This is a genomic window from Ornithinimicrobium kibberense, assembly GCF_006519705.1.
Lineage (GTDB): Bacteria > Actinomycetota > Actinomycetes > Actinomycetales > Dermatophilaceae > Ornithinicoccus > Ornithinicoccus kibberensis.
The window spans coordinates 23,930-47,060 of sequence record NZ_VFXM01000012.1 but is presented as its reverse complement, the minus strand read 5'-3'; the positions used below and the strand labels follow the sequence as shown (position 1 = coordinate 47,060).

Sequence of the window (23,131 nt, the reverse complement as noted above, 5' to 3'; positions counted from 1 at the left end):
CCGCCTCAGCGGGGCAGGTCCCCGGCGAGGGCGTCCAGGACCGCGGAGGCGGCGTGCCCGTCGCCGTAGGGGGTGGCGTCGGTGGAGGCCGGCAGGGGGCGCGAGGCCGCGGCGGCCAGGTCGGGTCCGGGCTCGACGAGGACGTTCCAGCCCAGCTCGACGGTCTCGACCCACTCGGTCTCGGTGCGCACGGTCGTGCAGGGGGTGCGCAGGACGAAGGCCTCCTTCTGCAGCCCGCCGGAGTCGGTGATCACGCCGCGGGCCTGGTCCACCGCTCCGACGAGGGCGGGGTAGGGCAGCGGGTCGTGCACCTCCAGCGACCCGCCGGACAGGTCCAGCCCCTGGTCGGCCGCCCTGGCCCGCAGCCGGGGATGGGCAAGCAGCACGACCGGGTGGTCGACCTGCCGCAGGGCGTCCACGACCGCGGCCAGCCGGGCCGGGTCGTCGGTGTTCTCGGCCCGGTGGACCGTGGCCACCGAGAAGCCTCCCGGGACGACGCCCAGGCGCTGCAGCACCGCGTCGGCGTCGACGAGCTCCTCCCGCACCCGGTGCAGCACGTCCACCATCACGTCGCCGACGAGAACGGACCGGTCGGCCAGCCCCTCGGCGGCCAGGTGCTCCATGGCCGCTCGGGTCGGGGCCAGGCACAGGTCGGCGGCGTGGTCGGTCAGCACCCGGTTGTGCTCCTCGGGCATGCGCCGGTTGAAGCTGCGCAGCCCCGCCTCAAGGTGGGCCACCGGCACCTGCAGCTTCACCGCCGACAGGGCACCGGCCAGGGTGGAGTTGGTGTCCCCGTAGACGAGCACCCGGTCGGGGCGGTGCTCGGTCAGCACCTCGTCCATGGCCGCCAGGATCCCCCCCGTCTGGACCCCGTGGGTTCCGGAGCCGACCCCCAGGTGCACGTCCGGGTCCGGGATCCCCAGGTCGGTGAAGAAGACGTCGGAGAGCGCCGGGTCGTAGTGCTGCCCGGTGTGCACGATGACGTGCTGCACCCCGCGGGCGGCGCACTCGGCCGCGACCGGCGACAGCTTGACGAACTGGGGACGGGCACCCACGACCGAGAGGATCCTCACCGGGCCAGCGTAGGGCCCCGGTAGGTTGGGCCCTGTGCGCGTGCTGGTGGTGACGACCTGGTTCCCCACCCCGTCGTCCCCGGGCACGGGCGTGTTCGTGGCCCGGGACGTCTCCGCGCTGGCCGACCGCCACGACGTGCGCGTCCTCCACCTGGTGGCGCCCCGCCTCGCTCCCGGCTCAGGGGAGGACCCGGCAGGGGAGGGCGTGCGAGCCCGGGTGCCCGTCCGGCGCCTCGTCATGGACCCGCGCCGCCCGGACCACGTGCTGCGCACCGCCCGGGTCCTGCGACGGGAGGCGCGGTCGGCCGACCTCGTCCACACGATGGCGGTCTCCGCCCTGCTGCCGACGGTCCGGTGGCGGCCCGCGGTGCCGTGGGTGCACACCGAGCACTGGTCGGGCCTCGGCGCGCCGGGGACGCTCTCCGCGGGTCTGCGCCTGGCCCGCAGGGTCGTGCGGCACCTGCTGGCCGGCCCGGACGTGGTTGCCGTCGTGGGGGAGGAGCTGGCCGCGGAGGTGCGCCGGCACCGCGCCGGGCCCGTGGCGGTGGTGCCCAACATCGTGACCCGGCCACCTGCCCTCGCGCCCCGTCGGCGGCCGCAGGAGCCGCTGGCGGCCCGCGGCCCGTTCGAGCTCGTCGGCGTCGGCGGGCTGATCGGACGCAAGGACCCCCTCACCGCCGTGCAGACGGCCGCCGAGCTGCGCCGACGGGGGGTCGACGCCAGGCTGACCTGGGTGGGGGAGGGGCCCCTGCACGACCGGGTGGAGGCTGCCGCCCGCGGCATGGGGGTGCCGGCGCGGCTCACCGGTCCGCTGCCGCCGGAGCAGGTGCAGGCGGTGGTCGCCGAGGCCGACCTCTTCCTCCTGCCCAGCCGGGCGGAGACGTTCTGTGTGGCCGCCGCCGAGGCCCTGGCCGCCGGCCGGCCGGTGGTCGTCGGCGACAGCGGCGGCCCCCGGGCCTTCGTCCGTCCCCCGGCCGGGGCGCTGGTCCGGCCCGGCGCGCCCCCGGCCGTCTGGGCCGACGCCGTCGAGCGGGTGTGGCGTGCCTCGGCCACCACCTCGGCCGAGGAGATCGCCGACCCGGTGGCCGGTCGCTACGGCCCCGACCGCTACGCCGACCGCGTCGACGAGGTCTACGCCACGGCCAGGGGCGGCCGACGCCCCGCCGGCGACCACGGCCCGGCCCCGGAGGACCATCCGGTCCCGGAGGACGACGGACCGCTGGTCGACTTCGTCGTGGCGACCCACTCCCCGGACCGCCGGACGGGCCGGGCGGTCGCCTCCGCGCTCACCGACGACGTCGGCGGCGGTGGGGTCAGGGTCAGCGTCGTCTGCCACAACGTCGACCCGGGCGTGATCCGGGCCACCCTGCCCCAGGAGGTGCGCGACGACCCCCGGGTAAGGCTGCTGGAGCTCCACGACGGGGTCGCCAGCCCCAGCGGCCCGTTCAACGCCGGGCTGGACGCGGCCACCGCACCCTGGGCGGCGATCATGGGCTCGGACGACACCCTGGCCCCCGGTGCCCTGTCCGGCTGGCTGGCCGCCGCGGAGGATCTCGACCCCGACGACCCGGTCGTGGTGGTCCCACCCCTGGAGCTGGCCGGCCGCACCGTGCCGACACCCCCCGTCCGCCCCGGGCGGCGCGACCACCTCGACCTGGTACGGGACCGGCTGAGCTACCGCTCGGCCCCGCTCGGTCTGCTCTCCCGGGGAGCACTGCGGCTGCCCGGCGCCCGGCTGCTCGAGGGCGCACAGGTCGGGGGCGACGTGCCGATGGTCACGGCGCTGTGGTCCCGGGCCCGCGTCGTCCTGGCCCGGGATGCCCCGCCCTACCGGATCCACGAGGACGCGACCGACCGGGTCACCTATGACCCGCGGCCCCTGCAGGAGCAGCTGCGCAGCGTCGACGCGCTCTGGGACCTGCCGGCGACGCAGGCTCTCCCACGAGCGGCCCGGCAGGCCCTGGGCACCAAGGTGCTGCGCATCCACGTCTTCGGGTCCGTGCCCACGCGGCCGGACCCCGCCTGGTGGACACCGGCCGAGCGCGCGGAGCTGGCCCGGGTGACCCGCCGGGTGCTCGCGGCGGCACCAGGCTGCGCCGACCCGCTGAGCCTGGCCGACGCCGACCTGCTCGAGGCCGTCCTGGACCCCGGCCTGCCCGCCGACCGGCTCCTGGCCCTGGCCGCGGCACGACGCCGGCACGGCCGGCCGCGCACGCTGCTGCCCTCCTCCTGGCGGCACGTGCTGCACCGGGAGGCGCCGCTGCGTCTCATGGCCGCCTCGCTCGCGGCCCGCCGGTCCTGAAGAGGGCGCCCTCGCCGCGGCGCGGCCCGGGGGAGCCCCCGGCTCAGCGCCGCAGGTGCGCGTCCAGCCAGCCCACGACGTCGTCGAGGACCTCGTCCCGGTCGGTCTCGTTGAACACCTCGTGGCGGGCGTCCGGCCACACCCGCTCGGTGACGTCCCGCACCCCGCCCGCTCGCAGCAGCCCGGCGACCTCGGCCACCGCGGGCGCACCACCCACGGGGTCGACCTCACCGGAGACGACGAGGACGGGCAGGTCGGCGGGGACACGGGCCGCGACGGCCGGCTCGCCCACCCAGAGCAGGCCGGTGAGCAGGTCGCGGTAGAAGGCGGCGGTGCCGTGCCCTCCGCAGAGCGCGTCGGCGACGTAGGCGTCGACCCGGGCGGTGTCCCGGGACAGCCAGTCGAAGTCGGTGCGGTTCGGGCGGAACGGACGGTTGTTCGGACCCAGGACGAGGGCCTCCATCATCCGGCTGCGGACCCGCGGTCCCCGCAGCCGCACCTCCAGCTCGGCCAGCGCCAGCCCGACGCGGCCGAGCGCCCCGGGGTGCCCGGCCGTGCCGGAGAGCACGAGCGCCGCGAGGCGGTCGCCGTGACGGGCGGCGTAGGCCCGCGCCAGGAAGGAACCCATCGAGTGGCCGAGCAGCACGACCGGCGCGCCGGGGTGCTCGGCCTGTGCGTGCCCGGTGACCACGAGCAGGTCGTCGACGGCCAGCGCGAAGCCGGCCTCGTCCGCGAGGTGGGCCAGCGACCCGGGCCCGTCGCCGGTGGCCCCGTGGCCGCGGTGGTCGGCGCCGAGCACGGCATACCCCTCCGCCGCCAGGCGCCGCCCGAGGTGGTCGTAGCGGCCGAGGTGCTCGACCATCCCGTGGGCCAGCTGCACGACGGCCCGCGGCGGACCGTCCGGGAGCCAGCTGCGTCCGTGCAGGACGGTCCCGTCGGGGGCCGGAAGGGAGAAGGTCGCGGTGCTCGGTGCGGTCACGTCGTCAGGGTATGCGGCGCGCGCCCACGTATCCTGGGCGGGCACCCAGCCCCCTCCAGGACGGACGCCTCCGCATGAAGATCGCCGTTGTCGCCCTCGGCAAGATCGGCCTGCCCCTGGCCGTGCAGTTCGCCGACGCCGACCCCTCCCACGAGGTGGTCGGGGTGGACGTGGACCAGCGGGTGGTGGACCTGGTCAACGCCGGCACCGAGCCGTTCCCGGGGGAGGACCACCTGGCCGACAAGCTCGCCGAGCTGGTCCCGGCCGGTCGGCTGCGGGCCACGACCGACTACGGGCAGGCGATCCCGGGCGCGGACGCGGTGGTGCTGGTGGTGCCGCTTTTCGTCGACGAGGCCACCGGAGCGCCCGACTTCGGCTGGATGGACGACGCGACCCGGTCGCTGGCGGCGCACCTGACCCCCGGCACCCTGGTCTCCTACGAGACCACGTTGCCGGTGGGCACCACCCGGACCCGGTGGAAGCCGATGATCGAACGGATCTCCGGGCTGACCGAGTCGCCGGAGGACGGCTCCGACGGTTTCTGGCTTGTGTTCTCCCCCGAGCGGGTGCTGACCGGGCGGGTGTTCGCCGACCTGCGCCGCTACCCCAAGCTCGTCGGCGGCCTGACCGAGGCCGGCACCGCCCGGGCCGTGGAGTTCTACGAGGCCGTGCTGGACTTCGACGACCGCGACGACCTGCCCCGGCCCAACGGGGTCTGGGACATGGGCAGCGCCGAGGCCGCCGAGATGGCCAAGCTGGCCGAGACGACCTACCGGGACGTCAACATCGGCCTGGCCAACCAGTTCGCCCGGTTCGCCGACTCCGCCGGCATCGACGTGCACACGGTCATCGAGGCCTGCAACTCCCAGCCCTACTCCCACATCCACACCCCCGGCATCGCCGTCGGGGGGCACTGCATCCCGGTCTACCCGCGGCTCTACCTGTCCACCGACGCCGACGCCACCGTCGTCTCGACCGCCCGGGCGGCCAACGCGGCCATGCCCGAGTACGCCGTCTCCCGCGCCGAGGCCCTCCTGGGGTCGCTGTCCGGGCTGCGGGTCGTCGTGCTCGGAGCCTCCTACCGGGGCAAGGTCAAGGAGACCGCGTTCTCCGGCGTGTTCGCCACCGTGGACGCGCTGCGCTCCCGCGGGGCCCAGGTGCTCGTGCACGACCCGATGTACACCGACGACGAGCTCGCCGGCCACGGGTGGGAGCCCTACTCCCTCGGCGAGCCCGTCGACGTCGCGATCGTCCAGGCCGACCACCCCGAGTACGCCACCCTGTCCACCGACGACCTGCCCGGGCTGCGCCTGCTCCTGGACGGCCGCCGCGTCACCGACCCCGCCCGCTTCACCGGCGTGCCCCGGCTGACGATCGGCGGGGGTGAACCGGCTCCCGCATGAGCTGGCCGGAGGCGGCTCCCGGGATCGTCGGGCTCGCCCTGCTCTGGGTCCTTCCCGGGTATGCCGTGCTGCGCCTCCTGGGGGCGCGGGGGCTGCTGGCCCTGGGAGCGGGGGCCCCCGTCACCACCGGGCTGTCCGGGACGTTGGCCATGGCCTACCCGTTCCTGGGCGTGCAGTGGTCGCTGGCCACCCTGCTGGCCGGGCTGGCGGGCGCGGTCGTCCTGGCGGCCGTCCTGGGTCGCGTGCTGGGCACCACCACCGACCCGGCCGGGGTCACCGTCGCGGGGGAACGGCGCCTACGCACCGACGACCGCGCCTGGCTGACGCTGTCGTGGGCCCTGGGCGGCGGCGTCGTGGCCGCGGCCATGATGCGGGGCATGGGCCGGGCCGACCAGCCGCCCCAGGCCTGGGACGCCGTCTTCCACCTCAACGCCCTGTGGTTCGTCCGGGACACCGGCAACGCCAGCTCCCTCGGGGGGCTGGCGCCGATGTACGCCGACAACGCCGCCCCGTTCTACCCCGCCACCTGGCACGGCATCGTGGCCGTGGCACCCGGCTTCGACCGCGTCACCGAGGCCGCCAACAGCTCCTCCCTCGTCGTCGGGGCGGTCATCTGGGTAGCCGGCCTGGTGGCGCTGGCCCGGGTCGTCTTCCCCGCCCGCGCGCTGCCGGCCGTGCTCGTGCCGGTGCTGGCGGCCTCCTACGTGACCTTCCCCGACGTCGCGGTCTCGATGCTGGCCGTCTGGCCGTTCGCGCTCTCGGTGGCCTGCCTGCCGGGGACGATCGCCCTGGTCATCGCCACCCTGCGCGGGGTGCTCTCCTGGCAGATGCACCTGGCCCTGGCGCTCGGCCTGGGCTGGGCCGTCGTCGGCGTCGTGCTGGCCCACCCCTCGGGCGTCTTCTCGCTGCTGCTGCTGGGTCTGCCGCTGCTGACCGTCCTGCTGGCCCGCCAGCTGCGGCGGACAGCCCGGAGGGGCCGGCCGGTGCTGGCCTGGTCGCTCATGGCGGCCTGGGTCTTCCTCGTGGTGGGCGTGATCACCTTCCTGGTGACCTTCCCGCCGGTGCGCTCGATCATGGACTACCAGCGCGGCGGCCAGGACTCCTACCTGCCGGGCGTCGGCTCGCTGCTCATCGACCACCCGCTGATCTACGTCTACAAGATCACCTCGGTCAACCTCGTGGGTGCGGTGCTCGTGGCGACCGGGGTCGCGCTGACGGTCCGCCGCACCCACGCCCGCTGGCTGGTCGCGGCGCTCGTCGCCGCGGCGGCCGTGACCCTCCTGGCGGCCGGTCCGCCGGAGCAGCCGCTGCGGGTGCTCGCGGGCTTCTGGTACACCCAGGCGTCCCGGGTCAACCAGCTCCTGCTCGTGCCGGCCGTGGTCCTGGCGGCGGGCGGCGGGTCCTGGCTGGCCCGGCGGGCCGCCGAGCAGCTCCGCGTGCCCGTCGCCGCCACGGCCGGGCTCCTCGTCGTCGCGGTGGTCCTGCTCACCTCGGGGCTGCGGTGGACCTCGCACGTGCAGGTGATGGCCTCCACCTACACGGCATACCCCATCGCCTGGGGGACGATCCTGGAGCCGGAGGAGATCGCGATGGTCGACCGGGCCGCCGAGACCCTGCCCGACGACGCCGTCGTCCTGGGCGAGGCGGTGGCCGGCTCGCCCTACCTGCTGCACCGGGCCGACGTGCAGGTCGTCTTCCCGCAGCTCAGCCCGATCCCCGGCTCGCCGGCGCGCAACGTGCTCGAGCAGCGGTTCCACGAGTGGCGCACCGACCTGGCGGTCTGCGAGGCGGTCCGGGACCTGGGCGTGACCCACGTCTACGCGGACTCGTTGACGTTCGAGGACGAGCTCAACGCCAAGTGGGAGGAGACGACCCCAGGCCTGCGCAACATCACCCCTGGCGTCGAGGGATGGCGGAAGGTCGACGAGGGCGGGCACGCCTCGCTGTGGGAGTTCACCGGCTGCGACCGGTGAGCGACCGGCCGGTGGAGGGCGGGAGCGGTCAGTCGTGCCACTGCCCCCGCTGCCGGAGGACCTCCCTGAGCACGTCCGCGCGGTCGGTCATGATGCCGTCGACCCCCAGGTCGAGCAGCCGGTGCATCTCCGCCGGCTCGTCGATGGTCCACACGTGCACGAAGCGGCCGACCTCGTGCGCCGCGGCCACGGTCGTCGGCGTCACCACCGGGATGCCGCGGTGCTCCGCCGGCACCTGCAGGCCGTCCACGCGGCCCAGGCTGCGGGCCACGACCGTGGACCGGATGAGCGGCGGCAGCTCGGCCGCGGCCCGGAAGGAGGCGGTGCTGCGCTGACCGGCCGAGGTGGCCACCGGGCGGGTCAGGCGCATCACGGCCGCGTCCCGGCGCTGGTCGGAGAAGCTGGTCACGCAGACGCGGTCGTGGGCCCGGGTGCGTTCGATGACCCGGACGAGGGGCAGGATCGCGCCCGGGCTCTTGATGTCGATGTTGACCCGCAGCTCGGGCCAGGAGCCCAGGAGGTCCTCCAGCTGGGGGACCGGCTCGGCACCGCCGACGCGGGCACGCGACACCTCGCGCCAGGACAGCTCGGGGATCGCCCCGCGGCGGTCGGTCACCCGGTCCAGCGTCTCGTCGTGGAAGGCGACCACGACGCCGTCGCGGGTGGCGTGGACGTCGGTCTCCACGTAGCGGTAGCCCAGCCGGACCGCAGCCTCGAAGGCGGGCAGCGAGTTCTCCAGCCCCCTGCCGGTGTCGTCGAACCCCCGGTGGGCCATGGCGATCGGACCGGGATGGTCCAGGTATGCCGTGCGCACGGTCCGAGACTAACCGGGCCGGGCCCCCGTGACCGGGCAACGGCGCGGGCCGGATCCCGTCCCGCGGAGGCCGGCACGGGACATCTCAGGCCAGCCCGGCCCGGTAGGCCATGACCACGGCCTGCAGCCGGTCACGGGCGGCCAGCTTCTGCAGGATGTGGGCCACGTGGCTCTTGACCGTGGCCAGCTCGACGACGAGCCGGGCGGCGATCTCACCGTTGGACAGGCCCTGGCACATGAGGGCCAGCACCTCCCGCTCCCGCTCGGTGAGCCGGTCCAGCCCCTCCCGGGGGCGGACGGAGTGGCTGCGGACGAAGTGCGCGGCCACCCGGGACAGGACCTCCGGGGTCAGCACGGCCTCGCCGGCCGCGCACGCGTGGACGGCGGCGATCAGCTCGCGGGCGTCCGCGGTCTTGAGCAGGAAACCGTGGGCGCCGGCCTGCATCGCGCCGGCGACGTACTCGTCCAGGTCGAACATCGTCAGCACGAGGATGCGGACCTCGGGCAGGACCCGGAGGAGCTCGGTGGTGGTGCGCACGCCGTTCCACCCGGGCATCTCCACGTCCAGGAAGACCAGGTCCGGGCGGCGCTCGATGGCAACCCGCACCGCCTCGGCGCCGTTCCCGGCCTCCCCGACGACGTCGATCTCCGGGTCGCTGGCGAGGACCATCGACAGGCCCGCCCGCATGGAGGCGTGGTCGTCGACGAGCATGACGCGGACGCTCATCCAAGCACCTCCGTGGTCCGGGCCGCCCGGGTGGGGGCGGGCAGGAAGGCGTCGACCCGGAAACCGCCCCGGGTGGCGTCGCCGCCCGCCTCGAGGGTCCCGCCGGCCAGCGCGACCCGCTCACGCAGTCCCACCATGCCGTAGCGGCGCACCGGCTGGCCAGCCGGACCGGGTCCGTCGTCGTGCACCGAGAGCCAGGTGCCGTCCGCGGTGGTGCGGACCCGCACGGCGACGTCGGCGCCCGGCGCGTGCTGCATGGTGTTGGTCAGCGCCTCCTGGAGGACGCGGTAGACCACGCCCATCTGGGTCGCGGGCGGCTCGCCCACGAGGGTGAGGCCGACGCAGCCGCCCGTGGCGCGCACGCGGTCCACGAGAGCCAGGACGTCCTCGACGGTGCGGGGTCCGACCGCGGGCATCTCCTCGAACCGGTCCAGCGGGGTGAGCTCGCGCAGGGCCTCGTCGCTGGTGGCCACGACGTCGCGCAGCGCCCGGACGCGGGCCTCCGGCGTCGTCGCGACCTCCAGGACGTTGAGCTGCATCGAGATGAGGCCGACGCTGTGGGAGACCACGTCGTGCAGCTCGCGGGCCATGCGGACGCGCTCGGCGGTCACGGCCAGGGCCACCTCGTGGGCGGTCCGGCGGCGCAGCAGCGTGGCCGCCTCGGTGGCGGCCGCGGACCGGCGGGCCGTCCTGGACCGCAGGAGGCCACCGGTCAGGGCCATCACGACGACCGCCGCCGTCGCGCCGACACCCAGGGCGGGCTCCTGCTGACGGCTGGCCAGCACCGTCGTGGCCAGCAGCAGCGCGGCCCCGAGCTCAGCCCTACCCGGGGCCCCGGAGGCGGTGCGCCACAGCACCGCGCCGACGCCACGGACGAGCCACACGCCGGACATGACCGGTGCACCCAGCCAGGAGGCCACGGCGAAGACGAGGGACTGGACGACGGCGGTGACGACGGGCGCGACGGTGCGACCGACGAACGCGCCAGCCGCCAGGACGGTCGCCACGACGACCCCGACGGCCACCGCTCCGTCACGGGCGGAGGTGTTGATGACGGCCTCCGCCGCCCCCAGGGCCACGATCACCGCGGTCTCGACGACGTCCCGTCGGGGTGGCCTCCATGCCTGGTCGGTGGCCCGCGCGGGGCCTGCGGCCGGAGGCACCTCCTCCTGCTCGTTCACCGGGTCGTGGACGGGGCCGTCCGTCCCGTCGGCCACCCGCAGGATGCCCAGGAGCCGGCGCAGCTCGCTGGTCGCGACCTGGGTCCTGGTGCGCAGCGAGGCCACCAGGGCATCCCCGGCGCCCGCGTCCCCGGCGCCCGCGTCGCCGGCCGGACGGGTCAAGGCGCGTTCCGCCCCGTCCCGGACCTGGGTGAGGGTGTCCACCAGGACGCCGCGGATGTCGACGGCCAGCCGGCGGCGCTCCTCGTGCACGGCCCGGTCGGCCAGGACGTGGCTGGACACGCCGGCGTCCGCCCGCAACCGGGCCTCCTCGTCGCGCAGGGCACGGCGCGCCGCCAGGACGTCCCCGAGGACGAGGCCGGCCACCGACCAGACGTAGGCGGCGGCGAACCACAGCAGGACGGGGCTCTCCGGCGACGTGAGCAGCAGGGTGAGGGTGGCCAGGGCGCAGCCGGTCAGCACGACCGCCCCGACCGTCACCAGGGTCCGGCGGTGGGCGGACCTCGTCCTGGCCATCTCACCCCTCTCCGACGCCGTCCGGCCCAGGATCGCCCAGCCCCCCGAGCTGGGCAACCCTGGGCCGCGCAGCAGAGCGGCGGTCTCCTCCGCTGGGCTCAGCCGCAGTCGTGGGACTCGGCTCCCTCGATGTAGGTGCCCACCATCTCGAAGGGAAGGGTGGAACCGGCGCCGAAGTACTCCAGGCCCCGGCCGTCGGCCCCGTTGGGATTCATCCGACCCGTCCCCTTGGGGTCCCCGATCGTCATCTTCTCGAAGATCTTGATGGCGACCGGGAGCCCGGCCTCGTGGAGCGCGGCGTACCCCGCGTCCACGGCACCCTCGCAGGCGGTGACGTACCCCGCCTCGAACATGGCTCCCTCCTCGGCCGAGACGACGAACCAGTTGGGGGAGCTGGGCCCGTTGAGGGTGTACATCGGGACGAAGCAGTGATGGGCCGAGGCGGACCCGGCGGCCATCGCGACGGCGGCGGTGCCGGCCGCGGTGGCCAGGAGCCCTCGGCGGACGATGCGGTGCATGGGTGTTCCTTCCGTGGCGGGGCGACCCGGCGTCGCCCGCTGCCCTCCAGTGCACCGGTGGCCGGTCGCCGACCACGACCGCCAGGAGGACGAACCTGCTCATCCGGCGGGACGAGCGTCGTCCGCCCCGAGGATGAGGCTCTCCCTGACGGCAGGGCCTACCGCAGCCGCAGCGGGCCGTCGTCCGGCGGCGGGGGAGAGGCCTCGCCGACCTCCTCGAAGGGCGGCACGCCCCGCTCGGCGGCCGCGAGCTGCGCGCTGGGCCGCCAGGTCGTCGGGAAGTTCGCCCGCGCCGCGGCCCGGGTCAGGGTGACGTCGTCCAGCGGCGCCCTGGAGGCCACGAGGACCACGTTGCCGAACCTCTTCCCCTTGGCCACCTCCCGCAGGACCAGCTGGCCCACGTGGGGCAGCTCGGTCCGCAGCGTCGCTCCCAGCCGGGTGACCCAGCGCAGTCCGGGGGAGTCGGCGGCGTTGACGAGCAGCAGCCCGTCGGGCGCCAGCACGCGTGCCGACTCCCGGGCCCACCGGCGGCCGGCCAGCTCGGCGGGCAGCCGCCCGTCGTCGTAGGCGTCCACGACCAGCACGTCGGCCGACCCGTCCCTCAGCCCGGCGATCCCCTCCTGCCCGGTCAGCGGTCGCACCCTGATCCGGTGGCCCCGGGGCAGCGGGATCTCCCGGCGGACCAGGTCGGTCAGGGCGATGTCGGGCTCGAGGACGATCTGCGGGGACCCCGGGTGCATCCGGTGCACCCAGCGGGCCAGCGTCATACCGGCTCCGCCCACGTGGGTGACCGCCAGCGGCGCCGGGTCCGGGCGCAGGGACTCCAGCACGAGGGCGAACTGCTGGACGTACTCGAAGACCAGCAGCAGCGGGTCGTCGGGGTCGACGTAGGACTGCGGGTGCCCGTCGCGGACGACGGTCGCACCGCCCCGCTCGTCCCAGACGATGCTCATCGGGTATGCCGTGGCCGGCGTCCGGTGCGCGGCTCAGATGTCCCGGAAGGTCTGGATCTGGGCCCCGAGGGCGTTGAGCCGGGTGGCCAGGTCCTCGTAGCCGCGGTTGATCACGTAGACGTTGCGCAGCACCGAGACGCCGGGAGCCGCGAGCATCGCCAGCAGGATGACGACGCCGGGGCGCAGCGCGGGCGGGCACATGATCTCGCCGGCGCGCCACTTCGTGGGCCCCTCGATCATGACCCGGTGCGGGTCCATGAGGTGGACCTTGGCCCCCAGGGTGGTGAGCTCGGTGAGGTAGATGGCGCGGTTCTCGTAGACCCAGTCGTGGATGAGCGTCGAGCCGTGCGCGCACGCCGCGATGATCGCGAAGAACGGCAGGTTGTCGATGTTCAGGCCGGGGAAGGGCAGCGGGTGGATCTTGTCCAGCGGCGCCTTCAGCGGTCCGGGCACGGTGCGCAGGTCGACGAGCCGGGTCACCCCGTTGGCCGAGGTGTACTCCTCGGAGAGCTCGCACTCGAAGCCCATCGTGTCCAGGACGGCCAGCTCGATCTCCATGAACTCGATCGGCACCCGCCTGATGGTGATCTCACTGCCGGTGACGACCGCCGCCGCCAGCAGGCTCATCGCCTCGATCGGGTCCTCCGAGGGGGAGTACTCGATGTCCTGGTCGATGCGCTCCACGCCGGTCACGGTGAGCGTCGTGGTGCCCAGCCCCTCGATGGTCACGCCCAGCTGCTGGAGGAAGACGCACAGGTCCTGGACCATGTAGTTGGAGGAGGCGTTGCGGATGACCGTGGTGCCCGGGTGGCGGGCGGCGGCCAGCAGGACGTTCTCGGTGACGGTGTCGCCGCGCTCGGTGAGCACGATGGGACGCTGGGGGCTGGCGGTGCGGTCCACCGACACGTGGTAGGACCCCGTGGTGGCCGTCACGTCGATCCCGAAGTGCCGCAACGCGATCATGTGGGGCTCGACGGTGCGGGTGCCCAGGTCGCAGCCGCCGGCGTAGGGCAGCTCGAAGGTCTCGAACTCGTGCATGAGGGGACCGAGGAACATGATGATCGTGCGGGTGCGCCGGGCCGCGGTCTCGTCCATCGCGTCGAGGTCGATCGTCTCCGGCGGCACGATCTCCAGGTCGGAGGAGTCCGGCAGCCACCGGATCTTGAAGCCGATCGAGGTCAGCACCTCGGTGATCCGGTTGACCTCCTCGATGCGGGCCAGGTTGCGCAGGGTGGTCCGCCCCTTGTTGAGCAGGGAGGCGCACAGCAGGGCCACGGCGGCGTTCTTGGAGGTGCGCACGTCGATCTCGCCGGAGAGCTTGCCCCCGCCGACGATCCGCAGGTTCTGCGGCACCCCCGAGGAGACCTGGACGATCTCGGAGTCCAGCTTCTCCCCGATGCGGGCGATCATCTCCAGGGAGAGGTTCTGCTTGCCCTGCTCGATGCGGGCCACGGCGCTCTGGCTGGTGCCGAGGAGCTGGGCGAGCTCTGCCTGGGTGAGGTCCTTGTGCCGACGGGCGTCGCGGATCAGGCCGCCGATGCGGGAGAGGTAGCTCTCAGTCATGACGGCCACTGTAGATCACATATGAGATAGACGCGGGACCGCGCGCGTCGGTCGAGGTCAGCCCGACCTCAGTGCCGAGTGCACCACCGGGACCACGAGCTCGCGCTGCCAGGGGCGCGCCCCCAGATCGGCGAAGGCGGCCTCCAGCGCCTCCGGCGTGGCCGGTGACGGGGGCTCCCACAGCACCCGGCGCACCAGGTCGGGGGTCATCAGGTTCTCCACGGGCACGTCCACCCGCTCGGACAGCTCGGCGAGCCCGGCGCGGGCCCGCTCGAGCCGGGCCGCGGCCTCGGGGTCCCTGTCGGCCCACGCCCGGGGCGGGGGAGGGCCGTCCGGCCGCGGGGGTGGCGGGGGCAGCTCGTCCTCGGGGAGGTCGGCCGCCCGCCGCAGCGCGGCCAGCCAGATCCGCTGGTGCCGCGCCAGGCCCTGGTCGGCCCGGCGCTGGCGGGCGTGGCTGCGCTCGGTCTTGCCGCCGGCAAGGTCGGCGGCGTGCTGGGGGAGGCGGGCGGCGAGGTCGACGAGGGTGGCGTCCGGCAGGATCCGGCCGGGAGGCACGTCCCGCTCCCGCGCGAGCCGGTCGCGCTCGAGCCACAGCTCCCGCAGGGCCGCGGCCTGGCGGGGCCGGCGGGCCCGCTGCGCGCCGCTCGTGCGGCGCCAGGCGTCCTCGTCGTCGCGCTGCGGCCCCACGAAGGAGACGAGCGCCTCGAACTCCTGCCGGGCCCACTCGAGCTTGCCCTGCTCGGCGAGGTCGCGCTCCATCCGGTCCCGCAGGTCGACGAGCAGCTCGACGTCGAGGGCCGCGTACCGCAGCCAGGGCTCCGGCAGCGGCCGGGTCGACCAGTCGACCGCCGAGTGCTCCTTGGCGAGGGTGACGCCCAGGTAGTACTCCATCGAGGCCGACAGGCCGACGCGGGGCAGCCCGGCGAGCCGGGCACCGAGCTCGGTGTCGAAGAGGCTGGTGGGTCGCAGCCCGACCTCGGCCAGGCAGGGAATGTCCTGGGTGGCGGCGTGCAGCACCCACTCGACCCCGTCGATCGCCCGGGCCACCGGGGAGAGGTCCTCGAGGGCGACCGGGTCGACGAGCCAGGTGCCGGCCCCCTCCCGGCGCAGCTGCAGCAGGTAGGCCCGTTGACCGTAGCGGTGGCCCGAGGCCCGTTCGGCGTCGACGGCGACCGGTCCCTCGGCACCGGCGAGCGCCTCGGCCAGCTCGGCGAGCCGGGACGGCGTCTCGACCACGGCGGGAACGCCTTCCACCGGGGCGTCCAGCGGCTCGAAGTCCTCGAGCGCGACCTCCCGGTCGTCCCCGCGGGGCTGGTTCACCGGCGCAACCCCGTGATCGCCACGACCCCCTCCGGCAGCGGCGGCAGGCCGGCCAGCGTGCACAGCAGGTCTCCCCACGCCCCCAGGTGGGCGGCCGTCTCCTCGGCCTCGCGGCCCGGGGTCAGGACCGGCGTCCACGAGGCCCGCAGCTCCAGCTCCACGGTGGGCGGCCGGTCCTCGAGCGCGCCGAAGCTCTCGGACGTCACGCAGGTGACGGTGCCCGCCGGGGCCGCCCACGTCAGGTCCGCGGCCTCGAGGGCGTCGGTCAGCCAGGACCATCCCGCCTGACCGGCAAGAGGGTCGTGACCCACCTCGGGCTCCATCTCGGCCTTGGCGTAGCTGACGATCCGCCACGGCCCCTCCCAGGGCTCGGGGCAGTCGGGGTCGTGCAGCAGGACGAACCGGCCGGTGGCGATCGCGTCGTCGTCCTCGGTAAGGTGGCTGGGGACCACCTCGCCCGAGAGGGCGACCGCCTGCGGGGCCAGCCGGGTCGGGGCGGGCACCTCCTCCAGCCGCAGCTCGGGACGGGTCGTGGCCAGCCGGATGCCGTCGAGGGCGAGCGCGAACGGGGAGACGGCGGAGGTCCCCGCCGGTCCCGACGCCGTGGAGCGGCCCGCGGTCCCCGACCGCGGGCGAGGTCCGGATCCGCGGCTCACCACGCCTCCACAGTAGGCCGCACCAGCGGCTGCGGCGTGGAGGCGAGGCCGACCGCGTGTCCGTGGACAGGGGCCCGCCGGGCTCCGCGTGGGACACTTCCGGGGTGAGCGTTCCCACCCCCCAGGCCGACAGCGTCCTCGTCCGTGCCGCCCGCCGGCAGCCCGTTCCGCACACCCCCGTGTGGTTCATGCGTCAGGCCGGGCGCTCCCTGCCGGAGTACCGCGCGATCCGCGCGGACGTGCCGATGCTGCAGTCCTGCCGCACGCCGGAGCTGGTCACCGAGATCACCCTCCAGCCGGTCCGACGGCACGGCGTGGACGCCGCGATCTTCTTCAGCGACATCGTCGTGCCCCTGCAGGCGGTCGGCCTGGACCTGGACATCGTGCCGGGCACCGGCCCGGTGGTGGCCCGGCCGGTCCGGGAGCGGTCGGACCTGGACCGGCTGCCCGAGCTGACGCCGGAGCACGTGCCGGACATCACCGAGTCGGTGGGGCTGCTCGTCGCCGAGCTCGGGGACACCCCGCTCATCGGGTTCGCGGGAGCCCCGTTCACCCTCGCCTCCTACCTCGTCGAGGGCGGACCGTCGAAGAACCACGAGCGCACCAAGGCGCTCATGCACGGTGACCCGCAGCTGTGGCACGACCTGTGCGCACGGCTGGCCCAGATCTCGCTGGCCTTCCTGCGGGTGCAGGCAGACGCGGGCGCCTCCGCGGTGCAGCTGTTCGACTCCTGGGCCGGCCACCTCTCGCGGGCCGACTACCTCCGGTTCGTCGAGCCGCACAGTCGCGCCGTGCTGGAAGGGATGGGACGGTCGCACCCCGACCTGCCCCGGATCCACTTCGGCGTGGGGACCGGCGAGCTGCTCGCGCAGATGGCCGAGGCGGGGGCGGACGTCGTCGGCGTGGACTACCGGGTCAGCCTGCCCGACGCGGTCGAGCGGACCGGGGGCCGGTATGCCGTGCAGGGCAACCTGGATCCCGCGCTGCTGTTCGCCCCCTGGGACGCGCTGGAGCGGAGGGTGCGCGAGATCGTCGAGGAGGGCCGGCGGGCCCCGGGCCACATCTTCAACCTCGGCCACGGCGTGCTCCCCGCGACCGACCCGGACGTGCTCAGCCGGGTGGTGGAGCTGGTGCACGAGGTGTCGCGGCGCTGACGCCCCGGAAGACCTGCGCCCGGCGTCCCGGCCCCTGGTGGAGGGTCAGCGGTCGCCGAGGAAGCCGTCCGGGGTGACCGGCAGGGCGCGCTTGTGGGCGGTGCGGCGGTACCAGCCCAGGATCGTGGCCTCGTCCTCCTCGGCGATCTGCTTCCCCTCGAGGTAGTCGTCGATCGCCACGTAGGTGACGCCCAGGGCCTCCTCGTCGGTCAGCAGCGGCCGGTCGCTCTCCAGGTCCGCGGTGGGCACCTTGTCCACCAGCGGGTCCGGGGCACCCAGGACCCGTCCGACGTCGCGCACGCCCCGCTTGGGCAGGCCGAAGAGCGGCGTGACGTCGGCCGCCCCGTCGCCGTACTTGGTGTAGAAGCCCACGATCGCCTCGGCCGCCTGGTCGGTGCCCAGGACCAGCATCCCGCGGGCCCCGGCGATCGCGTACTGCGTGACCATCCGGTGGCGGGCCTTGACGTTGCCCTTGTGGTACTCGTCCACGTCGTCGTGCACGTCCAGGCCCGCGTCGAGCATCGCCTGCCAGTGGGCATCCACCCCGGGGCCGATGTCGATGGTCATCACCTCGTCCGGGGCGATGAACTCCAGCGCGGCCTGCGCGTCGTCCTCGTCGGCCTGCACACGGTAGGGCAGCCGGACGCCGACGAACGCGGCCTCGCCGCCCTCGGCACGCACCCGCTCGCAGGCCAGCTGCGCCATCCTCCCCGCCACGGTGGAGTCGACCCCGCCGCTGATGCCGAGCACATAGCCCTTGGTGCCCGTCCGGCGCAGGTACTCCGCCAGGAAGGAGATCCGGCGCTCGGTCTCCGCGGCCGCGTCGAAGGTGTCCGGGTCGACGACCTCGAGGGCCGCACGGATCTCGTCCTGGGTCTGTCGGTCGGTCATGCGGCCGACTCTAGCTAGGGACGGGGTGAGACGCTGGGCGGATGACCTCCTACCTCGTCGTCGGCGGCGGCGTCGCCGGCCTCACGGCGGCCGACGAGCTCCTCCGGCGCGACCCCACGGCCGAGGTGACCCTCCTCGAGGGCAGCGACCGCGTCGGCGGCAAGATCCGCGCCGGTGCCGTGGCCGGGGTGAGCGTGGACGTGGGGGCCGAGGCGGTGCTGGCCCGCCGGCCCGAGGCGCTGGAGCTGATGGAGCACGCCGGTCTCGGGGGGCAGGTCGTCCACCCCACGGGAGCCTCCGCCCAGATCTGGTCCCGCGGGCGCCTGCACCGCGTCCCGCCACGGACCCTCATGGGGGTGCCGGCCGACCCGGGGACGCTGACGGGCCTGCTCACCGACGACGAGGTCGACCGGGTGCGTCACGAGACCCCCGGCGTCCGCCCGGGACCGGACGAGGACGTGTCCGTGGGGGAGCTCGTCGGGTCCCGCCTGGGGCGGGCCGTGGTCGACCGGCTCGTCGAGCCGCTGCTGGGCGGGGTGTATGCCGGGTCGGCCGACCTCCTCTCCGCCGCCACGGCGCTGCCCGGGCTCCTGGCCGCCGCGCGGACGGGGGAGCCGCTGCTGGCCGCGGTGGACCGGGTCGTCCCGGCAGGGGGCGGCACGCAGGCCCCCGCACCCCGACCGGTGTTCGCCACCCTTGCGGGAGGGCTGCACCGGCTCCCGGCCGCGCTGGCGGGGTCGTTGGAGTCGCGCGGTGCCCGGGTCGTCCTGGGGACGGTGGCCCGGGAGCTGCACCGGCGTCCCGACGGGGGCTGGGAGGTGGTGACCGGCCCGCGGCCCCGGCCCACGTCATACCTGGCGGACCGCGTCGTGCTCGCCGTCCCGGCCGCGCCCGCCGCCCGCCTGCTGCGGCCGGTGTCGCCGGAGGCGGCCGGACTGCTGGGCGAGGTCGAGACCGCGTCCATGGCGGTGGTCACCCTCGCCTACGGGAGCCGCGAGCTGGGCGAGCTGCAGGGGTCCGGCTTCCTCGTGCCCCCCGTCGACGGCCGGACCGTCAAAGCGTCCACCTTCAGCGCGGCCAAGTGGGACTGGGTGCGCGAGGCCGGGCGGGGCGCCGGCCCCGACGGGCAGGACCTGACGCTGCTGCGCGTCTCCGTGGGGAGGCACCGCGAGGAGGCCACCCTGCAGGTGCCCGACGCCGACCTGGTCGCGGTGTGCCGCTCCGAGCTGGCCGCGGCCCTCGGCCGGGACCTTCCCTCACCCGTGGACGCCCACGTCCAGCGGTGGGGCGGCGGCCTGCCGCAGCACGCCGTGGGGCACCAGGACCGGATCGCGCGGGTGCGTGCGGCCCTGGCGTCCGTGCCCGGCCTGGCGGCGTGCGGGGCGGCCTTCGACGGGGTCGGCATCCAGGCCTGCATCGCCTCGGCGCGCCGGGCGGTCGAGGACCTGGGGTGAGGCACCCCGCCGGGCCCCGTCCAGCCGGAGCGGGGACAATGCCGCCATGACGTCCTACACGCCGCCCACGTCCGAGCAGGTCGACGAGATCAACGCTACCGTCCGCTACGCCGCGTACTCGGTGTTCCGGGCAGCGGCCCCGCTGCCGCACGAGCGCGACGGTCTGGTGGCCGAGGTCGAGAGCCTCTTCGCCGAGCTCGAGGACGAGGGCCTGGTCGTGCGGGGCGTCTACGACGTCTCCGCCCTCCGCGCCGACGCCGACCTCATGGTCTGGTGGCACGCCGAGGAGGTGGAGACGGTGCAGCGGGCCTACCAGCGCCTGCGCCGGACCGAGCTGGGCCGGCACCTGGACCCCGTCTGGTCGGTCGTGGGGCTGCACCGGCCCGCGGAGTTCAACCGCGGGCACGTGCCGGCGTTCCTCTCGGGCCACGAGCCGGGGAAGTACCTGTGCGTCTACCCCTTCGTGCGCTCCTACGAGTGGTACATCCTCGACCCCGCCGAGCGCGGCCGGATGCTCCGCGAGCACGGCCAGGCGGCCGCGGGCTACAAGGACGTGCTGGCCAACACGATCTCGGCGTTCGCCCTGGGTGACTACGAGTGGCTGCTGGCGTTCGAGGCCGAGGAGCTGCACCGCATCGTCGACCTCATGCGCGACCTGCGGGCCACGGACGCCCGGCTGCACGTGCGCGAGGAGGTCCCGTTCTTCACCGGGCCGCGGGTGGAGCTGGGCCAGCTGGTCGCCAGCCTCCCCTGAGCCGGGCGCGCCGCGGCATACCCTCGCGGTCATGGTCTCCCGCACCCGCTCGGCGCGCGCCTCGCGCCGGCGCGCGCGCCGGATGGCCCGGGTCGAGCACGACCTCACACCCGCCCAGTGGGCGCTGCTGGTCGAGGCGTGGGCCGGCTGCGCCTACTGCGGCGCCAGGACGCCAGGCCTGCAGAAGGACTGCCTGCTGCCGATCTCGCGGGGCGGGCGCTACACCCTCGACAACGTCGTGCCGGCCTGCCGGTCGTGCAACGCGAGCAAGTGCTCCACCGAGGTCACCGTCTGGCTGCGGCGCAAGAAGCTCGACGAACGGGCCTTCCTGGTCCGGCACGCCGAGCTGACGGCGGTCGTGGCCGGCAGGGCGGCCGACCACGACCCGGTGACGGGGTGAGGCGCGCTCAGCCCCGGTCGCCCTCCGCCGGCTGCAGCGTCATCGCGATGGAGTTCATGCAGTAGCGCAGGTCGGTGGGGGTCTCGTAGCCCTCGCCCTCGAAGACGTGCCCCAGGTGCGAGCCGCAGGAGGCGCAGCGCACCTCGGTGCGGGTGCGGCCCAGGGAGTTGTCCTCGATGTACTGGACGCGGTCCTCGGCCAGCGGGGCGTAGAAGCTGGGCCAGCCGCAGTGGCTCTCGAACTTGGTCTCGGAGCGGAACAGCTCGGCCCCGCAGGCGCGGCAGCTGTATACGCCCTCGGTGGTGGTGTTCGTGTACTCCCCGACGAAGGGACGCTCGGTGCCCGCCTCGCGCAGGACGTGGTACTCCTCCGGCGTCAGCTGCGTCCTCCACTCGTCCTCGGGACGGGCGGTGGGGTATGCCATCGCGTTCTTGGCGGCGTCGGTCGCGGGGGTGCTGTGGTGGTGGGCCATGTCGTGGTCAACGACGTGCGCGCGGAGTTGTTCCCGGGCGGTGCGGCCGCTTCCGTGCCGCACCGCCCGGACGGTCCGTCAGCGCTGCCTGGTCATCTCGCGGAAGGAGAACGTGCCCAGGTAGCCCTCGGCGTGGTCGAACGAGGCCCCGCCGACGGTGCCCTCCACCGCGGCCTGCCGGGTGCTCTCGGTGCGCATGCCCTTGTAGAAGAACCCGCTGACCGGGTCGCGGTAGCTCTCCGTGGCCCGGTAGGTGGCCGCCTTCTTGGTCAACGCCGTCAGCGCGAGGTCCACCGACATGGTCTCCTCGGTCTCGACCAGGTAGCACTCCTCGTAGTCCTCGTACATTTCGCACTCCCAACGGCCCACCGCCAGCTCGGCCTCGACCGTCGCCGAGCCGCCCCGGCGGTCGATCCAGACGGAGGCGTCGCCCAGGTCGGCGAGGAAAAGCATCGCGTCCTCGACGTCCGTGCAGGACTCCCAGCCCTCCTCCGACCACGGGTCGGTGACGCCGCCGTCGCAGGCGTAGCTGTCGATGTAGGCGTAGACGTCGGTGTACTGCCTGCCCACCTGGGCCGAGACGTCGACCAGGTGCACGTTGCCGTCAAGTCCGTCGACCTGGCCGACGAGGGTGCCGTAGGCCGCGGCGTAGGCGCCCGACTCGACGTACCGGGAGCTGTCCGGCGGTGCGGCCGTCGCCGACAGGGCCGCGCCCGCGACGAGCGGGGCGGCGAGGAGGGCGGTGGTGAGGGTGCGGGTGGTGGTGCGCATGATGGTTCCCCTTCGAACCGGGGCCGTCCCCTGGACGGCCCGTCAGGCAGGTGCCGAGCGGCACCTGTGCTGATCATCCCGCCGAAACCGCCCACTGTGGTGCACTTCATCCCCAGTGATCTTGGTCACATCGCACGGGCGGGCGGCTCGGTAGGTTGGGGCCATGCCCGAGGCCCTCACCCTGACCGCTCCCGGACCCGACGGGACGGACCGGCAGGTCCGCCTCTCCAGCCCGGACAAGGTCGTCTGGCCCGCCACGGACCGAGGCGCAGCGATCACCAAGGCCGACCTGGCGGCATACCTGCAGGCCGTCGCGGAGCCGATGCTGCGCGGGCTCGCCGACCGCCCGGTGACCCTGCAACGGGTCCGCGGGGGGATCGAGGGGGAGGAGTTCTACTCCAAGAACCCTCCCAAGGGGGTCCCGGAGTGGGCGCGGACGACGATGGTCACCTACCCCAGCGGCCGCAGCCACCCGCAGCTGGTCGTCGACGACCCGGCCACGCTGCTGTGGACCGCGCAGATGGGCACGGTCACCTGGCACCCCTGGCCGGTGCGCACCGGGGACAACGATCACCCCGACGAGGTGCGGGTGGACCTGGACCCGCAGCCGGGCCGCGACTACCGGGACGTGGTCGAGGCCGCGCACGGCCTGCGGACGGTCATGGCCGAGGTGGGGCTCGACCCTTACGTCAAGACCACCGGCAGCCGGGGCGTCCACGTCTTCGCCGCGGTGCGCCCGACCCTGGAGTTCCTCGACGTGCGGCACGCCGTCATCGGCATCGCCCGCGAGCTGGAGCGTCGGCTGCCCGACCTGGTGACCACCGCCTGGTGGAAGGAGGAGCGGGGCGAGCGGATCTTCGTCGACTACAACCAGGCCACCCGCGACCGCACCCTCGCGGCCGCCTGGAGCCCCCGTATCCTGCCTGGCGCGCCGGTGTCGGTGCCGGTCTCCTGGGAGCAGCTCGACGAGGTCGATCCCACGACCCTGACGGTGCACACGGTCCCGGGGTGGCTGGCCGAGCACGGCGACCCCTGGGCCGACCTGCACGAGGACCCGGCCGACCTCGCCGCCGCGCACGCCCTGTGGGAGGCGGACCTGGAGCGCGGCCTGGGGGAGCTGAGCTTCCCGCCGGACCACCCCAAGATGCCGGGCGAACCGCCGCGGGTGCAGCCCAGCAAGAAGGTCGCCGAGCACTGGGACGAGCACGGCAACCGCGTGGAGCCACCGTCGGCCGGACCGGATCGGGCAGACTGACC

At 74.7% G+C, this 23,131-nt stretch carries 21 protein-coding genes; 8 read left to right on the top strand and 13 right to left on the bottom strand.

The window, feature by feature from the left end:
* Nucleotides 1–5: 5 nt before the first annotated feature.
* Nucleotides 6–1,073 (bottom strand): non-hydrolyzing UDP-N-acetylglucosamine 2-epimerase, encoded by a 1,068-nt coding sequence (wecB, locus tag FJR00_RS11455; protein WP_141338858.1) that lies wholly within the window; start codon nucleotides 1,071–1,073, stop codon nucleotides 6–8.
* A 34-nt stretch (nucleotides 1,074–1,107) separates the two neighbouring features.
* Here wecB and FJR00_RS11450 point away from each other — a divergent pair, with 34 nt between their 5' ends.
* A complete protein-coding gene (locus tag FJR00_RS11450) occupies nucleotides 1,108–3,375 on the top strand; it encodes a glycosyltransferase (RefSeq protein WP_181409609.1) in 2,268 nt (755 codons plus the stop codon).
* 43 nt (nucleotides 3,376–3,418) lie between these two features.
* On the opposite strand, the gene FJR00_RS11445 is transcribed toward FJR00_RS11450, so the two are convergent.
* Nucleotides 3,419–4,354 (bottom strand): alpha/beta hydrolase, encoded by a 936-nt coding sequence (locus tag FJR00_RS11445; RefSeq protein WP_141338856.1) that lies wholly within the window; start codon nucleotides 4,352–4,354, stop codon nucleotides 3,419–3,421.
* A 74-nt stretch (nucleotides 4,355–4,428) separates the two neighbouring features.
* On the opposite strand from FJR00_RS11445, the gene FJR00_RS11440 reads away from it, so the two are divergent.
* The gene (locus FJR00_RS11440; RefSeq protein WP_141338855.1) at nucleotides 4,429–5,757 is read left to right on the top strand and encodes a nucleotide sugar dehydrogenase; all 1,329 of its coding nucleotides are present in this window, start codon (nucleotides 4,429–4,431) and stop codon (nucleotides 5,755–5,757) included.
* On the top strand, nucleotides 5,754–7,730 hold the full coding sequence (locus FJR00_RS15780) for a DUF6541 family protein (RefSeq protein WP_181409608.1): 1,977 nt from the start codon (nucleotides 5,754–5,756) through the stop codon (nucleotides 7,728–7,730). Before FJR00_RS11440 ends, FJR00_RS15780 begins: the two co-directional genes overlap by 4 nt.
* A gap of 28 nt (nucleotides 7,731–7,758) precedes the next feature.
* On the opposite strand, the gene FJR00_RS11430 is transcribed toward FJR00_RS15780, so the two are convergent.
* From FJR00_RS11430 to FJR00_RS16005, 8 genes are all read right to left on the bottom strand, one after another.
* Nucleotides 7,759–8,544: a glycerophosphodiester phosphodiesterase family protein gene (locus FJR00_RS11430; RefSeq protein WP_141338854.1), complete on the bottom strand. Its 786-nt coding sequence runs from the start codon at nucleotides 8,542–8,544 to the stop codon at nucleotides 7,759–7,761.
* Nucleotides 8,545–8,629: 85 nt separating this feature from the next.
* Nucleotides 8,630–9,271 carry a response regulator gene (locus tag FJR00_RS11425; RefSeq protein WP_141338853.1) on the bottom strand — a complete coding sequence of 214 codons (642 nt, stop codon included), beginning with the start codon at nucleotides 9,269–9,271 and terminating at the stop codon, nucleotides 8,630–8,632.
* Nucleotides 9,268–10,968, bottom strand: coding sequence for a sensor histidine kinase (locus FJR00_RS11420; RefSeq protein WP_141338852.1), 1,701 nt, complete (start codon nucleotides 10,966–10,968; stop codon nucleotides 9,268–9,270). The genes FJR00_RS11425 and FJR00_RS11420 overlap by 4 nt, the downstream gene beginning before the upstream one ends.
* 98 nt (nucleotides 10,969–11,066) lie before the next feature.
* Entirely contained in the window at nucleotides 11,067–11,486 is a 420-nt protein-coding gene (locus tag FJR00_RS11415; RefSeq protein ID WP_141338851.1) for a hypothetical protein, read from the bottom strand.
* Between the two features lie 158 nt (nucleotides 11,487–11,644).
* The gene (locus FJR00_RS11410; protein WP_141338850.1) at nucleotides 11,645–12,439 is read right to left on the bottom strand and encodes a spermidine synthase; all 795 of its coding nucleotides are present in this window, start codon (nucleotides 12,437–12,439) and stop codon (nucleotides 11,645–11,647) included.
* A 33-nt stretch (nucleotides 12,440–12,472) separates the two neighbouring features.
* Complete coding sequence (locus FJR00_RS11405) at nucleotides 12,473–14,002, bottom strand: helix-turn-helix domain-containing protein (protein WP_141338849.1); 1,530 nt, start codon at nucleotides 14,000–14,002, stop codon at nucleotides 12,473–12,475.
* A gap of 57 nt (nucleotides 14,003–14,059) precedes the next feature.
* Nucleotides 14,060–15,322, bottom strand: a complete 1,263-nt coding sequence (locus FJR00_RS11400; RefSeq protein ID WP_202876658.1) for an HRDC domain-containing protein — start codon at nucleotides 15,320–15,322, stop codon at nucleotides 14,060–14,062.
* Nucleotides 15,319–15,981, bottom strand: coding sequence for a DUF3000 domain-containing protein (locus tag FJR00_RS16005; protein WP_272949582.1), 663 nt, complete (start codon nucleotides 15,979–15,981; stop codon nucleotides 15,319–15,321). The genes FJR00_RS11400 and FJR00_RS16005 overlap by 4 nt, the downstream gene beginning before the upstream one ends.
* 101 nt (nucleotides 15,982–16,082) lie before the next feature.
* Here FJR00_RS16005 and hemE point away from each other — a divergent pair, with 101 nt between their 5' ends.
* On the top strand, nucleotides 16,083–17,132 hold the full coding sequence (hemE, locus tag FJR00_RS11395; RefSeq protein ID WP_181409607.1) for a uroporphyrinogen decarboxylase: 1,050 nt from the start codon (nucleotides 16,083–16,085) through the stop codon (nucleotides 17,130–17,132).
* 45 nt (nucleotides 17,133–17,177) lie between these two features.
* Here hemE and nadE read toward each other — a convergent pair whose 3' ends face one another.
* Nucleotides 17,178–18,023 carry an ammonia-dependent NAD(+) synthetase gene (nadE, locus tag FJR00_RS11390; RefSeq protein WP_141338846.1) on the bottom strand — a complete coding sequence of 282 codons (846 nt, stop codon included), beginning with the start codon at nucleotides 18,021–18,023 and terminating at the stop codon, nucleotides 17,178–17,180.
* Between the two features lie 41 nt (nucleotides 18,024–18,064).
* On the opposite strand from nadE, the gene hemG reads away from it, so the two are divergent.
* The 3 genes from hemG to FJR00_RS11375 are packed head-to-tail and all read left to right on the top strand — an operon-like array spanning nucleotide 18,065 to nucleotide 20,631.
* A complete protein-coding gene (gene hemG, locus FJR00_RS11385; protein WP_141338845.1) occupies nucleotides 18,065–19,477 on the top strand; it encodes a protoporphyrinogen oxidase in 1,413 nt (470 codons plus the stop codon).
* Nucleotides 19,478–19,523: 46 nt separating this feature from the next.
* Nucleotides 19,524–20,231 carry a hydrogen peroxide-dependent heme synthase gene (hemQ, locus tag FJR00_RS11380; RefSeq protein WP_141338844.1) on the top strand — a complete coding sequence of 236 codons (708 nt, stop codon included), beginning with the start codon at nucleotides 19,524–19,526 and terminating at the stop codon, nucleotides 20,229–20,231.
* Nucleotides 20,232–20,262: 31 nt separating this feature from the next.
* Nucleotides 20,263–20,631 (top strand): HNH endonuclease, encoded by a 369-nt coding sequence (locus FJR00_RS11375; RefSeq protein ID WP_075956864.1) that lies wholly within the window; start codon nucleotides 20,263–20,265, stop codon nucleotides 20,629–20,631.
* Nucleotides 20,632–20,638: 7 nt separating this feature from the next.
* Here FJR00_RS11375 and msrB read toward each other — a convergent pair whose 3' ends face one another.
* Together msrB and FJR00_RS15775 are read right to left on the bottom strand one after the other, a co-directional pair.
* Nucleotides 20,639–21,055: a peptide-methionine (R)-S-oxide reductase MsrB gene (msrB, locus tag FJR00_RS11370; RefSeq protein ID WP_141338915.1), complete on the bottom strand. Its 417-nt coding sequence runs from the start codon at nucleotides 21,053–21,055 to the stop codon at nucleotides 20,639–20,641.
* Between the two features lie 126 nt (nucleotides 21,056–21,181).
* Complete coding sequence (locus tag FJR00_RS15775) at nucleotides 21,182–21,874, bottom strand: hypothetical protein (protein ID WP_181409606.1); 693 nt, start codon at nucleotides 21,872–21,874, stop codon at nucleotides 21,182–21,184.
* A 163-nt stretch (nucleotides 21,875–22,037) separates the two neighbouring features.
* Here FJR00_RS15775 and ligD point away from each other — a divergent pair, with 163 nt between their 5' ends.
* The gene (gene ligD, locus FJR00_RS11360; RefSeq protein ID WP_141338843.1) at nucleotides 22,038–23,129 is read left to right on the top strand and encodes a non-homologous end-joining DNA ligase; all 1,092 of its coding nucleotides are present in this window, start codon (nucleotides 22,038–22,040) and stop codon (nucleotides 23,127–23,129) included.
* The last annotated feature ends 2 nt before the right edge of the window (nucleotides 23,130–23,131 follow it).

Coding starts and splice junctions, on each gene's coding strand:
- FJR00_RS11440 (WP_141338855.1), top strand. CDS start 4,429: ATGAAGATCGCCGTTGTCGCCCTCGGCAAGATCGGCCTGCCCCTGGCC.
- FJR00_RS15780 (WP_181409608.1), top strand. CDS start 5,754: ATGAGCTGGCCGGAGGCGGCTCCCGGGATCGTCGGGCTCGCCCTGCTC.
- FJR00_RS11425 (WP_141338853.1), bottom strand. CDS start 9,271: ATGAGCGTCCGCGTCATGCTCGTCGACGACCACGCCTCCATGCGGGCG.
- FJR00_RS11420 (WP_141338852.1), bottom strand. CDS start 10,968: ATGGCCAGGACGAGGTCCGCCCACCGCCGGACCCTGGTGACGGTCGGG.
- FJR00_RS11415 (WP_141338851.1), bottom strand. CDS start 11,486: ATGCACCGCATCGTCCGCCGAGGGCTCCTGGCCACCGCGGCCGGCACC.
- FJR00_RS11410 (WP_141338850.1), bottom strand. CDS start 12,439: ATGAGCATCGTCTGGGACGAGCGGGGCGGTGCGACCGTCGTCCGCGAC.
- FJR00_RS11405 (WP_141338849.1), bottom strand. CDS start 14,002: ATGACTGAGAGCTACCTCTCCCGCATCGGCGGCCTGATCCGCGACGCC.
- nadE (WP_141338846.1), bottom strand. CDS start 18,023: ATGACCGACCGACAGACCCAGGACGAGATCCGTGCGGCCCTCGAGGTC.
- hemG (WP_141338845.1), top strand. CDS start 18,065: ATGACCTCCTACCTCGTCGTCGGCGGCGGCGTCGCCGGCCTCACGGCG.
- hemQ (WP_141338844.1), top strand. CDS start 19,524: ATGACGTCCTACACGCCGCCCACGTCCGAGCAGGTCGACGAGATCAAC.
- FJR00_RS11375 (WP_075956864.1), top strand. CDS start 20,263: ATGGTCTCCCGCACCCGCTCGGCGCGCGCCTCGCGCCGGCGCGCGCGC.
- msrB (WP_141338915.1), bottom strand. CDS start 21,055: ATGGCATACCCCACCGCCCGTCCCGAGGACGAGTGGAGGACGCAGCTG.
- FJR00_RS15775 (WP_181409606.1), bottom strand. CDS start 21,874: ATGCGCACCACCACCCGCACCCTCACCACCGCCCTCCTCGCCGCCCCG.
- ligD (WP_141338843.1), top strand. CDS start 22,038: ATGCCCGAGGCCCTCACCCTGACCGCTCCCGGACCCGACGGGACGGAC.